The organism is Methylobacterium gregans (assembly GCF_022179245.1).
Taxonomy (GTDB): Bacteria; Pseudomonadota; Alphaproteobacteria; order Rhizobiales; family Beijerinckiaceae; genus Methylobacterium; species Methylobacterium gregans.
The window spans coordinates 1-11,587 of record NZ_BPQM01000140.1 but is presented as its reverse complement, the minus strand read 5'-3'; the positions used below and the strand labels follow the sequence as shown (position 1 = coordinate 11,587).

The following is an 11,587-nucleotide window of genomic DNA, read 5'->3' as shown; positions in this document are numbered from 1 at the left end:
CCGTTCGGCGTGCGAGCGCGGTACTCGATGTCGTAGTCTCCGCGCCCGGCAATCGAGGTCTGCACCGCCTCCTGCATCCGCTCCCGGTCGGCCGGCACGATGGCGGCGAGCAGCTCCTCGTACGGGAACGGCTCGCCCGCGCTCCGACCGAAGTTCTCCTTGCAGATGTCGGACGCCTCCAGCCGGCGGTCGGCGAGGTCGAGCGTCCAGGAGCCGATCCGGCCGGCCTTGAGGGCGAACCGCATGCGGTCATCGGTCCGGGCGAGCTCCGCCTTGCGCCGTGCGACCTCGTCCTCCAACGCGGCGAGCTCGCCTTGGAGGCGCTTGAGCTTGTCCCGCTCCAGCGTGACGTCGAACTGCGAGGCGAAGAAGTGGGTCAGCGCGCCGTTGCGATCGAACACCGGCGAGACGAGGAGGCGGTTCCAGAAGACCTCGCCGTCCTTCTTGTGGTTGAGGAGCTCGATCTCGATGGGCTCGCGTCGCGCGATGGCGTCCCGTATCCGGGTGACGTCGTAGGGGTTGGTCTCCGGACCCTGGAGGAAGCGGCAGTTCCGACCGAGGATCTCCTCCCGGGCGTAGCCGGTGAGCTTCGTGAAGGCCGCGTTGGCGAAGACGATGGGATTGTCGGGCCTGTTTGGGTCGGTGACGATCATCGGCATACGCGTCGCCCGCACGGCGGCGGCGAACGGGTCGGAACTCGCGTCCGACCGCGTCAGCTCCGCGTCGATGCGGTCGTGTTCCCGGTAGTCGGTCAAGATCCTGCCACCACCCCTGGGGACACCTCGGCCCCTCCGATCCGGCGTGACCGTAGCACAAGCCAGATCTGCAGCTCAAAGCTATGCCATGATCGTGCGATGCCGGTGCCGCAAGCTGGGTCGGCTCCCGCCTAGCAGGCGGGCGTCTTCGGGTCCGGCAGACTTCGACGGCCGCGGGATCGGTGTTGTGGACCTGCCCCTCGGTCATGCTTAACGATCTCGCACGCGGCCCGGACTCCCGTTCACGGGCAACCCACGCGCTCGCTACCTGGTCTTCCTCGGTCGAGCGGCGATGGCCGGCGCCTGGCGGGATCCACGGTTGGGTGGCTCGGAAGGAAACACCCTTCGGCGAATGTGCTAGTACGCGCCCATGCCCGCCAAACCCACCCGCCATCTCACCCTAACGGAGACGCTCGCGGCCTGGATCGACGCCTAGGTCGCCAAGGGCAAGTACCCCTCGACCTTTGACCTTGTCCGCACAGCCGTCCGGATCTTGCGGTCGAGGGACGAAGATGAGTCTGCCCTGCGGCTCGCCTCCTCCGCCCGATCGTCGCACGGCATGGGACGCGCCTAAGTCCATGGTTTCGCAGACATCGGCTTTCCACGACGGCGGCTTCGTGGGCATGCGCATGCGCGCCCTTGACTGGTCCGCTACGTCCCTCGGACCGCAGGAGCACTGGCCGCCAACACTTTTGACCCTCGTGCGGGTCATGCTCAACTCACGCCCGCCGATGTTCATCGCCTGGGGCGCGGACCGCACCCTTGTCTACAACGACACCTACGCCCGCATGCTCGGCGAGCGCCACCCCGCGGCCCTCGGCCGGCCGTTCTTCGAGATCTGGCCCGAAGTGCGGGACGAGGTCGGGGAGCTGATGGACCGGGTGTACGCGGGCGAGCCCGTGCACATGGACGACCTGCAACTCACCCTCCACCGCAACGGCTACCCGGAGGAGGCCCACTTCGCGTTCTCCTACACCCCCGTGCCGGGGGACGACGGCACGGTCTGCGGCCTGTTCTGCGTCTGCACCGAGACGACCTCGCAGGTCATCGCCGAGCGGCAGGCGGCGTCCGAGCGCCGGCGACAGGAGGCGCTGCTCCAGCAGATGCCCGGCTTCGTCGCCGTGCTGCGCGGCCCGGACCACGTCTTCGAGTACGTCAACGACGCCTACGTCACGGTGGCGGGCGACCGGGACTACGTGGGGCGCGACGTCCGCGCGGTCTTCCCGGAACTCGCCGACCAAGGGTTTTACGAGCTCCTTGATGAGGTCTACTCCACCGGCGAGCCGTTCGCCGCGCGCGCCCTTCCCATCCGGTTGGGGGACGACGACCGCGACCGCCACCTCGACTTCCTGTACCAGCCCATCCGGAACAAGGCGGGTGCCGTCACCGGCATCTTCGTGGGCGGCTACGAGGTCACCGAGGAAGTCCGTTCGCGGGCCGCGCTGGCCGAGAGCGAGAGCCGCTACCGCACCCTGTTCGAGAGCATCGACGTCGGGTTCTGCATCATCGAGGTGACGTTCGACGGCGCGGACCGGGCCGTCGATTTTCGCATCGTCGAGGCCAATCCGGCCTACGAGCGCCAGACCGGCGCCGACGTGGTCGGACGGTGGGTCAGCGAGTTCGCCCACGACCTCGAACCGCACTGGTTCGACGTCTACGGACGCGTCGCGCTGACGGGCGAGCCCGCCCATATCGAGAACCGGGCCGACGTGTTCGGGCGCTGGTTCGACGTGCGCGCCCTGCGCGTCGGCAACTCGGCCGCGCGCCGGGTCGCCGTGCTCTTCACCGACATCTCCGAGCGCAAGCGAATGGAGGAGGCGCTTCAGGTCCTGAACGGGACCCTGGAGCAGCAGGTCTTCGAGCGCACGGCCGAGCGCGACCGGCTCTGGACTCTATCCGAGGACATGCTGGCCCGGGCCAACTACGAGGGCATGATGACGGCGGTCAGCCCGGCCTGGGGACGGGTCCTGGGCTGGTCCGAGGCCGAGCTCCTGTCGCGGCCCTACTCGTCCTTCATGCATCCCGAGGACATGGGGCCTACGCTGGCCGGCATCGCCCGGATGGGCGAGACGCGGCGGCCGACGCGCTTCGAGAACCGCATCGCCACCAGGGACGGGGGCTGGAAGCCCATCGAGTGGACGGTCGCGCCCGAGGCGGACGGAGCCAACTTCATCGCGGTCGGGCGCGACCTCACCGTCGTGAAGGCGCGGGAGGTTGAACTCGCGTCTGCCCAGGAGGCCCTGCGTCAGGCGCAGAAGATGGAGGCGGTAGGCCAGCTCACCGGCGGCGTGGCCCATGACTTCAACAATCTGCTCACCGTCATCAAGTCGTCCACCGACCTCCTGAAGCGTCCGAACCTCGCCGAGGAGCGGCGCCACCGCTACGTCGAGGCCATCTCCGATACCGTCGACCGTGCCGCCAAGCTCACAGGCCAACTGCTGGCCTTCGCGCGCCGGCTGGCCTTGAAGCCGGAGGTCTTCGACGTTGGCCAGAGTGTCGCGGCCATCACCGACATGGTCGGCACCCTGAGCGGCTCGCGCGTCAGGATCGTCACGGACATCCCGGACGAGCCCTGCTTCGTCGACGCCGACCCGAGCCAGTTCGACACGGCCCTGGTGCACATGGCCGTTAACGCCCGGGACGCCATGGACAGCGAGGGCACGCTGACCATCACAGTCCATCCCGTGGCGGCTATCCCGCCGGTCCGCACCCACCCCGTCGTCCACGGTGCGTTCGTGGCGGTGTGCATCGAGGACACGGGGTCCGGCATCCCTCCCGAGCAGATCGAGCAGATCTTCGAGCCGTTCTTCACCACCAAGGGCGTTGGGCAGGGTACGGGCCTCGGGCTGAGCCAGGTTTTCGGCTTCGCGAAGCAATCGGGCGGCGAGGTCCGGGTCGAGAGCGCGCTCGGCCAAGGCACGACGTTCGTGCTCTACCTCCCGAGGACGGAGGCCGCCGCCGAACCGCCTCCGGCTGAGCCCGAGCCGCTTGTTGACGGGCATGGCATGTGCGTCCTCGTGGTCGAGGACAACTCGGACGTTGGGACGTTCGCAACCCAGACCCTGGCCGAGCTCGGCTACGTCACCGTGCTGGCGACCAACGCCGAGGGGGCGCTGGCCGAGCTGGCCCGGGACGCCGACCGCTTCGACGTGGTGTTCTCGGACGTCGTTATGCCGGGCATGAACGGGATCGACCTGGCGCACCGGATACGGGAGGGTCACCCCGACCTGCCAGTGCTGCTCGCCTCGGGCTACAGCCACGTCCTGGCGCGGAACGGCACCTACGGCTTCGAGTTGCTGCACAAGCCGTACTCGGTCGAGCAGCTTTCACGCTTCCTGCGCAAGGTGGCGAATTGGCGGCGACGGAAGCGCATAGTCGATGGGGTGGCTTGACCCTCGATGCACTCCATGGTGCTTCCAGCGCCCGGACCCGTGTCCGGTCGAGGGCTGGCTCCCACCGGCCGGCTCGTGATCGAAAATCCAAATCCGCTCACGCATCAACAGCGGTCCTTGCGCCGCATGTAGACGAAGGTCCGCAAGTGGCGCGTTGCAGACCCAGAAGGAGAAAGGGGGCTTAGCACTGAGGTCACATCGACTAGATCGCTGCGTAAAGTCTTTGGGCCTGTCGAGTTGGGCGGCCTGGGCCACGACGAGGCGCTTGACCACGGTGTCGGTGATTTCGTTAAAGGGCGTCGGCTAGGGCCGGCATCAGGTCGCGGTCGATGGCGTCATCGGCCTCGCGCCTGAAACTCGCCTCGTCGAACCCGAAATCGATGCGGAACATGCGGCCATCCTGCAGGTGCGGGTGCATCCCTCATTTTCCGCCGGAGGCAAGTGACGCGTACTTCCCACAATCCGATTCTTTGGACCGAAGTAACGGGGCGCTAAACACGTTCTGAGGTCCAGCCCTGCGGCGGTGTCCGGTCCACACGGAGCCCAGGGACAACAATTGACGGGGGCTCGACGCTCGAATCGCGAGCTGGGATCGTGAGGCCACGAGAGACGGAGGCCTCCATGCGCACCCCCCACCAGATTGCCACCAGCTTCGATCAGGCCGGCCTCCGCCTCGCCGGGGTGGCTGCGGGATTCGTAGCGGATGCCCGGGCCCGTCAGGCCGCCGTCGACGCCGAGCAGGCGGACCGCGACCTCACTGCCACCCAGCGCGTCGCGGTCGCGGTCGCCCGGCAGCGGGCTGCCCTCCAGGACGCCGTCGACGAGGCGGCCGCCCTCCGCGCCGAGAACGCCCGGCTCAGGGCCGAGCTTGCCGCCGCCCGGCAGCAGGTCGCCGCCCAGCAGCGCGAGACCGTCCGCATCAAGGGTCTCCTCCGTGGTGCGGTCGGCATGCGCGCGGCATGACGTGATGCCACTGCGTGCGCACGTCATGCCACCGTGTGCGCACAGGGCAAGGAACAAGTCCAAAAACGCTGGCGTCCACACAAAAAGAGAGGCCCGCCCCAGTCACCCGGGGCGGGCCTCTTTCCGTTAGCGGTGGGGTCTCAGATGCCGGCGCGGAGCTCGTACGCGGGGTCCTCGACCATCTCCTCGATGGCCGCATCTAAGGTGGCGTTCCACTCTCGGATCTCCGCACGCATCCTCGGCGTCATCCTCGCGGCCTTGCCCATGACGTGCCGGTACTCGGCGTCGGTGGCGATCTCGGGCAGCCCCTCGATCAGGCGCTTGCCGACGAGGTGGGCGGCCGTCCGGTGGGCGCCGGCGCGGTGGATGGCCATCATCTCAGCGGCGTTGAGGGACAGCAGCCACGCCTTCAGGACGTCGTCGCACTCGGCCAGCACGTTCTCCTCGGGCTCCAGGGAGAACGTGCAGTCAACGAACCTGAGCGCGAGCTTGCCGCGGGCGAGGACCGGATCGAGCTCGACGATGCGTGCCGGCGCAGGAGCGGGGGCCGCGGACGGTGTCACGGATTCGGCGGCGGGCTGTGACGGCGTCACGGGGGCCGAGGCCCGCGCCTGGGCGGCGTCCATGACGTCCTCGACGTCCGTGGCGGGCGGCGTCGGCATGCCGGACATCGCGCGGGCGATCCAACGCGTGCCGTCCCACACTTTCTGGGCGGCGAGGGCCATGGCGGCGAGGACAAGCATCAGGGCGAGGCGAACGGTGCGCATTGGGGTGGGGCTTCCTGAAAGCGGGCCGGCACTGCGCGGGCCCATGAGGGGAGGCTGCCGCCAAGGCTGGTAAGGCACCAGCCGGGTGGTGATCAGGCCGCGGCGGGGGCGGCGGCCTCGGCTTCGGCCTCGGCTTCGGCGGCGGCGACTTCGGCGCGGATGGCGGCGATGAGCTCGGCGCCGACGGGCGCGACCGGGAGGACCTCCCCGGCTGCCAGGATCTCGGCGTCGGTCGCGGCGCGCAGCCAGGCCTGCCGGGCCGTCACCGGGCCGACGACAGCCCACCAAGCCCCCCAGCGCGTGAACTGCCCTCGATCAAGGCGTGCCCGTCGGGGAATCGGAGGCGACGCGAGACGTCGTCGAGGTCGGCCGCGCGGCGGAGGCGGGCGTGCAGGCGGGCGGTCGCCTCAGCCGGCTCCAGGATGTCCTGCGCCTCGAACTCGTGCACGTGCTGCAGGACGTCACCCAGGACGACGTAGCATTCGCCGTGGCGCTCGGGGACGCCGGCCTGCGTCGTCATGACGACGGCGCCTTCTTCAGCCTCGAAAGAGAAGATGCCGGTGTGGACGCCGTCGATGCGCTCGTGGCGGACGGCGTGGATGGGGTCGGCGGCGACGACGTCTCGCGACATCGGGCTCAGCATGGTCGTCCACAGCCAGAGGCGGGCTGGGATGGCTACGTCTACTCTCATGGTCGGGTGGCCTCCGGGCAATAAGCTAACTGCCCGATTCAAGCACCCTGCCTAGCAATTTTCCAGGTCTCGTCCGAATAATTCTTCGCAACATACCGTAATTGGCATTTTGCAACTTACACCTTACGGTCCTTCGAAAGTCGAAGAAATTTGGCGTCTTGCTTTTTAGCGGAACGCCCGTAGCCTGTTCTTTGTTGACCGCGTCGGAGACAGGGTATGTCAGCAGCACTACGAGAAGAGGACGTCGTCGCCCGCCTGCGGGAGGCCTGCGTCGCTGCCGGCGGCCAGTCAGCCTGGGCGGCCGCGCACGGCGTCAGCGTCCCCTACGTGCACGACGTCTGCCGCGGGCGCCGGGGGCCGGGCGAGAGCGTCCTGAGGGGCCTCGGCCTAGTGCGGGAGGTCCGCTACGTGCCGCGCGAGCCAAGGACCGTGGCGCTCTACGACGCCGACAGCGTGACCCTCGTCGAGGCGGAGGTCCTGCCGTGAACCGCTCCCGATTCGTGGACGGTCTCGTCGAGCTCGACGCCAAGCAGACCCGGGCCCGCCTGGCGGAGTCCCTCGCCGCCGCCCGGGCGCACCCGGCCTACGCGGAGGGGCCCCGGTCTCCTGCGCTCCGGGCCGCCGTCGCCCTGGTCGAGGCCGACTTGCTCGCTGCGGCGCGCGCCGCTGTCTGCCGGCTCGACGCCGCGCTGCAGGAAGCCGACCGGCCGGCGGCGCCTTCCCTAATGGATGAGCTCGGCGTGCCCGCATACCTGCGCAGGATGATCGAGGAGCGGTCATGAGCGACGATGCCTACCCCGACCTGAGCGGGCTCGACGGCACGGACGTCGCCGTCGAGATCCCCGCGCTGCTCGCGGCGGAGCCGTGGTTCGCCACGGAGGTCGCGGGCCTGCAGTTCTACGAGTACGGTCGGGTTGACGAGCTCACGGGCGAGCGCGTCCTGCCCCTGCCGGGCGACCGCCTCCACCTCGTCCGCGAGCCGGCGAATCCCCATGACCCGAATGCGGTGCAGGTCTGGTGGCGGAACTCGCGGATGCTCGGGCACATGCCGAGATTCACGGCCGAGCGCGTCGCTCCGCTGATGGACGCCGGCGCGGCCGCCCGGGCGTACGTCCACACGCCCGGGGACGGCGAGGCCTGGAGCCTGCGGGCCCTCGTCGTCGGGCCGGCGGCCGAGACGATCCACGGGCGCTACATCCAACACATCGCCGATGCGGCCATGTGCCGGTCGGATGCGGAGTGCGAGCGCGACCGGCTTCTCTATGACCGCGCCGAGCGGAACCGCCTGACCCTCCGCCAGCACCGCCGCCGCCGTCTGCGCGATGCCGTCGAAGTGCTCCGCCATGTGCCGTGCGAGCCGGTTCTACCGGAGCCGAACGCGCAGGGCCGGACGGACGTCGACGACATCGCGGACGTCCTTCGGTGCTCCCGGTCGACCGTCGTGCGCATCGCGGCATCGGTCGGCATCGCTCTCGGACGCTGGGACTACGCCGTCGAGGTCACGCCCGAACTCCGGGCGGCGCTCCTGGAATGGGACCGGAAGCCGAAGCGCGGGGGGAAGCTGCCCAAGCTCAAGGGCTCCCTCGGCTTCAGGGAATTCTACGCCGAGCCGGACACGGGAGGGGTCTATGCCCGCTACTGGTAAGCCCCGCCGCCCAGCCCCGCCCGCGACGCACGTCATCGTCGACCGGCGCACTTGGCGTGTTGTGAGCCGCCACCCGTCTCTGGCAGCGGCCCGGGACGCATGGCGAGCGCGAGCCTTCCCCGAGCCCGGGTTGATCAAGACCACTCTCGGCTCGTGGGCCGCCCATCATCTCATCCGAACCGTCGCCGCAGCAGAGAGCGCAGCCCGCCGTTCGGCCGTCGAAGCCGCAAAGAGGACCCGTACCGCATGACCTTCGTCCCCCGCCTCTCGCCCGTCGTCCGCGGCGCCTGCCACGCGGTCACCGGTTCCGTGCCCCTCCCGGAATCCCCGCCCGCCCCGGCAACCGACGCGCCGGTCGCGGAGGTCCTCGCCGAGCAGGCCGAAGCCCTCGCCGCGACGGTGGAGGAGGCCTCGCCGGAGGCCCTGCGCGCGGCCCGGGCGGCGGCGCGCGCCCGCGCCGTCGACGAGGCCCTGATCGGGACGGCCGAGATCCTCGCGCGCGGTCCTACTCTCACCCACCGGGGCTACGGCCCCGAGCCGAAGGCGGACGACATCTTGGAGCGGTCGCGCATCGCGGGGCTCCGGGCGGCGGGATGCGCCGGCGGGGCGGCTCGCCTGCGTCCCTACCTGGGCGACGGCTACCGGGCGGTCGAGGTCCGCGAGCGGTACGTGGCGCTCCTCGCCGCGGAGGCCGAGTGGAAGGCGCGGGCGGAACGGGAGCGCCACCCGGAGAGGGGGTGAGCCGTCACGTCCCTGTGGACGATTAACCTGCCTGTTAACCTTGGACCATCTCTCGACTCAGACGGCGTCAGCGACGCGGGCAGGGTCTCCTCGACGGCCGCAACGGGCGGCCCGAACAACGAGGACGAGATGTCGAAGAGGTATGCAGAGCCCGAGCTCACGAGCGCACAGATCCACGAGCTCATCGACCTGGCGCGGAAGACCGACGAGTCCTTGTCCACCTTGGACGGCAGCAACCAGGCAATGTATCTCCTGCGGACATTCAATATGGCAGACCGCGTCTATGGTCTCTGGCCGGACTCAGCACAACCCAGCGGATACGCCTACGGCATCATGAAGGGCAAGCTGGGCAGCGCAGCCATGCGGCGGGTCGCAAAGAATGCGGAGATCTCCGTTACGGCAGTATTCCAGGAGGGCGAGGATCACGCAGACTTGACGGGCGAAGTCTACGGGGGACTCGAAAGCTGCGCCGATGATCACCCCGAGGCGTACGCGCAGGCCTTCAACTTCTGGATCAACATTGTGCCGGCCAACTTCGAGGCCACGAAGGCGCGCATCAGGGGCTACATCCTCGGCTGAAATCCCATCGTAGAAACGGACGAAGGGCCCCGGAGATGATCCGGGGCCCTTCGTCATTCAGCGTCGTCGCCCTCGTCGGCGTCGCGCTCCGCCGCCCGGCGGCGCTCCTCCGGGAGCTCGGGCGTCGCGGCGAGCCGGGCCAGGATGTCGTCGAGCGAGACCGGTCGGTACGCCCACGAATCCACGCCGACATCGCAGGACTGGGACGTCCCAGGCAGGGTACCGTGTGTGTGCCCGTGCAGGTGGATGGCGCCCCGGAACGAACCGCTCCAGGCCCGCATGGGGTAGTGGTCGAGCACGAGCCGGTGCCCCTCGACCGTCACATGAGCCCGGTCGTGCTGGCTCTCCCACGCGAGGTCGAGCACACGCCGGCGGTCGTGGTTGCCGCGGACGAGGCGCTTGCGCCCGCGGAGGCGCCGGAAGATCTCCGCGCATCGCTCCGGGCTCGCCCCCATCGCGAAGTCGCCGAGGTGCCAGACCTCGTCCTTGGGGCCGACGACGGCGTTCCAGGATTCGATCAGGAGAGCGTCCATCTCCTCGGGCGAGGCGAACGGCCGGGCACACATGCGGATGACGCCGCCGTGCGAGAAATGCGTGTCAGCGGTGAAGTGCGTCGTCATAGGGGCAGCCTCCGTGAGGGGGCTGCGCAGCGCGTCACGCCCCGGGGGTGGGTCTTTCGGGCTGGGGGCGGGCTATTCGTTTCACGTCGGCCTCACGGGCTGATGGTGGAGAAGGTCTAGCACGGTCACCTTAAGGAATCCCTGGACCCTGGGATCCTGTGATGCGGTCCGGCGGCCGCCCGTGCCAGACGTCGTCGAGGACGGCCCGGCACCAAGGCAGGTATTGGTTCGGTCCCCGCACCGTCCACGCCTTCGGCCGGGGGCACGTCCGGGTCACGTGCACCAGGACCGCCTCCAGGCTGGCGCCGGCCCCGAGCCGCGCGACCATGCGCTCGGTGTCGTAGTCCCCGCGCCGCCGGGGGCACCAGACGCATGTCACGCGGACCCGCCGGTAGGGGAACGCGCCCAACGTCCGAGGAATGCCCATCCGATCCTGCCGCCGTTGAACCGTCCCGTCTGTTCCCTATCTGTTCTCTGTGGGGAGACGGTCAATGCTAAGCCTGGACGACATCGCGGCCGCAGCCGCCGGCGAGGAGCGGGACGCCCTGTGGCGGTCCGTGGCCGAGGACATGGAGGAGGCCGCGGGGCGCCGCCGCGGCGAGCGGGGGTTCGTGCGGGCCGACCGGCCCGCGGATCTGGCGCGGGCGCTGGGGCGGGACCGGCGCGGGCGGCAGCCGCGTCGGCGGACTGGCTAGGCCGCGGCCTTCTCGGGCCGGGGCGCGCGGCGCTGCGCTGGCTTCCGCTTCGTACGGGGAGGGGGCTCCGGCATGGGGATCAGGGCCAGCGCGGCCCGTTCGCGCTCGAAGGCCTCGACAACCGCCGAGACCCATAGCTCCATGCCCTCCGCCTTGAGGGCCATCCTCTGGCCGCGGTCATAGTGCAACCGCGTGACCGTAGCGACCTTCTCCTTCTCGTTCTCCCCCTTGCCATCCTTGTGCGAGAGGATGGCCGACGCCGCGCCGCCGAGCCGGCGGTCGCCAAGGAACGACCCAAGCGTGCGCCGGCTATCGTGCGGTCTCCACGGCTCGATGCCGTGGAGCGCGAAAAGGTCAACCCGACCCGGATGGGGGTCGCCGTTCTGGTCAAGGCCCCTCAGCCGCCAGAGCAGCTTGTTGACTGCACTCTGGTGCGCGTGGCCGTCGCCGCGGACCGATGGGCATGCCCACGGCGACGGCTCGTCGAGCTCCGCCCAAAGACGCTGCAGCACGGCCAGCGCCTGCGGAGGCAGCGGCAACGCGTGAGGGCGGCTGCCCGACTTGCCGCCCTTCATCTCGACGCCGGTCCAATTCGCGCTGAGCCAACCCGGCATCCCGTCGAGAGGGTAGAGGCGGTCGTGCCGGAGGATGGACGTCTGGAAGGTCCGCTGCCCCGTCAGGATGGTGAGCCACAGCATCGCCAGCGTGCCGGGCCCGGTCGCGTGCTCCGTCTGCCCGA

The 11,587-nt window shown here is 69.7% G+C and carries 14 protein-coding genes; 8 read left to right on the top strand and 6 right to left on the bottom strand.

The window, feature by feature from the left end:
- A partial coding sequence (locus MFF54_RS23910) for a PAS domain-containing protein (protein WP_238306703.1) occupies window positions 1-755 on the bottom strand: 755 nt, incomplete at its 3' end.
- A gap of 578 nt (window positions 756-1,333) precedes the next feature.
- Here MFF54_RS23910 and MFF54_RS23905 point away from each other — a divergent pair.
- Both MFF54_RS23905 and MFF54_RS23900 read left to right on the top strand, forming a co-directional pair.
- Entirely contained in the window at window positions 1,334-4,147 is a 2,814-nt protein-coding gene (locus MFF54_RS23905) for a PAS domain-containing hybrid sensor histidine kinase/response regulator (RefSeq protein WP_238306702.1), read from the top strand.
- 621 nt (window positions 4,148-4,768) lie between these two features.
- On the top strand, window positions 4,769-5,110 hold the full coding sequence (locus MFF54_RS23900; protein ID WP_238306701.1) for a response regulator receiver protein: 342 nt from the start codon (window positions 4,769-4,771) through the stop codon (window positions 5,108-5,110).
- Between the two features lie 140 nt (window positions 5,111-5,250).
- On the opposite strand, the gene MFF54_RS23895 is transcribed toward MFF54_RS23900, so the two are convergent.
- From MFF54_RS23895 to MFF54_RS23885, 3 genes are all read right to left on the bottom strand, one after another.
- Window positions 5,251-5,877 (bottom strand): hypothetical protein, encoded by a 627-nt coding sequence (locus MFF54_RS23895; RefSeq protein WP_238306700.1) that lies wholly within the window; start codon window positions 5,875-5,877, stop codon window positions 5,251-5,253.
- 92 nt (window positions 5,878-5,969) lie between these two features.
- Window positions 5,970-6,143, bottom strand: a complete 174-nt coding sequence (locus MFF54_RS23890; RefSeq protein ID WP_238306699.1) for a hypothetical protein — start codon at window positions 6,141-6,143, stop codon at window positions 5,970-5,972.
- Complete coding sequence (locus MFF54_RS23885; protein WP_238306698.1) at window positions 6,140-6,568, bottom strand: hypothetical protein; 429 nt, start codon at window positions 6,566-6,568, stop codon at window positions 6,140-6,142. The genes MFF54_RS23890 and MFF54_RS23885 overlap by 4 nt, the downstream gene beginning before the upstream one ends.
- Window positions 6,569-6,784: 216 nt before the next feature.
- Between MFF54_RS23885 and MFF54_RS23880 the strand changes: the two genes are divergently transcribed.
- The 5 genes from MFF54_RS23880 (at window position 6,785) to MFF54_RS23860 (ending at window position 9,533) form a co-directional block, all read left to right on the top strand.
- A complete protein-coding gene (locus MFF54_RS23880) occupies window positions 6,785-7,054 on the top strand; it encodes a helix-turn-helix domain-containing protein (RefSeq protein ID WP_238306697.1) in 270 nt (89 codons plus the stop codon).
- Window positions 7,051-7,350, top strand: coding sequence for a hypothetical protein (locus tag MFF54_RS23875; protein ID WP_238306696.1), 300 nt, complete (start codon window positions 7,051-7,053; stop codon window positions 7,348-7,350). Before MFF54_RS23880 ends, MFF54_RS23875 begins: the two co-directional genes overlap by 4 nt.
- The gene (locus tag MFF54_RS23870) at window positions 7,347-8,213 is read left to right on the top strand and encodes an HIRAN domain-containing protein (protein ID WP_238306695.1); all 867 of its coding nucleotides are present in this window, start codon (window positions 7,347-7,349) and stop codon (window positions 8,211-8,213) included. Before MFF54_RS23875 ends, MFF54_RS23870 begins: the two co-directional genes overlap by 4 nt.
- Window positions 8,214-8,459: 246 nt before the next feature.
- On the top strand, window positions 8,460-8,954 hold the full coding sequence (locus MFF54_RS23865) for a hypothetical protein (RefSeq protein WP_238306694.1): 495 nt from the start codon (window positions 8,460-8,462) through the stop codon (window positions 8,952-8,954).
- Window positions 8,955-9,083: 129 nt separating this feature from the next.
- Window positions 9,084-9,533: a hypothetical protein gene (locus tag MFF54_RS23860; RefSeq protein WP_238306693.1), complete on the top strand. Its 450-nt coding sequence runs from the start codon at window positions 9,084-9,086 to the stop codon at window positions 9,531-9,533.
- A gap of 53 nt (window positions 9,534-9,586) precedes the next feature.
- Here MFF54_RS23860 and MFF54_RS23855 read toward each other — a convergent pair whose 3' ends face one another.
- A complete protein-coding gene (locus MFF54_RS23855) occupies window positions 9,587-10,153 on the bottom strand; it encodes a metallophosphoesterase family protein (RefSeq protein ID WP_238306692.1) in 567 nt (188 codons plus the stop codon).
- 491 nt (window positions 10,154-10,644) lie between these two features.
- On the opposite strand from MFF54_RS23855, the gene MFF54_RS23850 reads away from it, so the two are divergent.
- On the top strand, window positions 10,645-10,848 hold the full coding sequence (locus MFF54_RS23850; protein WP_238306691.1) for a hypothetical protein: 204 nt from the start codon (window positions 10,645-10,647) through the stop codon (window positions 10,846-10,848).
- Here MFF54_RS23850 and MFF54_RS23845 read toward each other — a convergent pair.
- On the bottom strand, window positions 10,845-11,587 hold a 743-nt coding region (locus tag MFF54_RS23845; RefSeq protein ID WP_506289942.1), incomplete at its 5' end, for a site-specific integrase. The genes MFF54_RS23850 and MFF54_RS23845 overlap by 4 nt on opposite strands.

Excerpts from the sequence above, each read along its gene's own strand:
- MFF54_RS23900 (WP_238306701.1), top strand. The coding sequence starts at position 4,769 with ATGCGCACCCCCCACCAGATTGCCACCAGCTTCGATCAGGCCGGCCTC.
- MFF54_RS23870 (WP_238306695.1), top strand. The coding sequence starts at position 7,347 with ATGAGCGACGATGCCTACCCCGACCTGAGCGGGCTCGACGGCACGGAC.
- MFF54_RS23895 (WP_238306700.1), bottom strand. The coding sequence starts at position 5,877 with ATGCGCACCGTTCGCCTCGCCCTGATGCTTGTCCTCGCCGCCATGGCC.
- MFF54_RS23850 (WP_238306691.1), top strand. The coding sequence starts at position 10,645 with ATGCTAAGCCTGGACGACATCGCGGCCGCAGCCGCCGGCGAGGAGCGG.
- MFF54_RS23880 (WP_238306697.1), top strand. The coding sequence starts at position 6,785 with ATGTCAGCAGCACTACGAGAAGAGGACGTCGTCGCCCGCCTGCGGGAG.
- MFF54_RS23860 (WP_238306693.1), top strand. The coding sequence starts at position 9,084 with ATGTCGAAGAGGTATGCAGAGCCCGAGCTCACGAGCGCACAGATCCAC.
- MFF54_RS23885 (WP_238306698.1), bottom strand. The coding sequence starts at position 6,568 with ATGAGAGTAGACGTAGCCATCCCAGCCCGCCTCTGGCTGTGGACGACC.
- MFF54_RS23865 (WP_238306694.1), top strand. The coding sequence starts at position 8,460 with ATGACCTTCGTCCCCCGCCTCTCGCCCGTCGTCCGCGGCGCCTGCCAC.
- MFF54_RS23855 (WP_238306692.1), bottom strand. The coding sequence starts at position 10,153 with ATGACGACGCACTTCACCGCTGACACGCATTTCTCGCACGGCGGCGTC.
- MFF54_RS23905 (WP_238306702.1), top strand. The coding sequence starts at position 1,334 with ATGGTTTCGCAGACATCGGCTTTCCACGACGGCGGCTTCGTGGGCATG.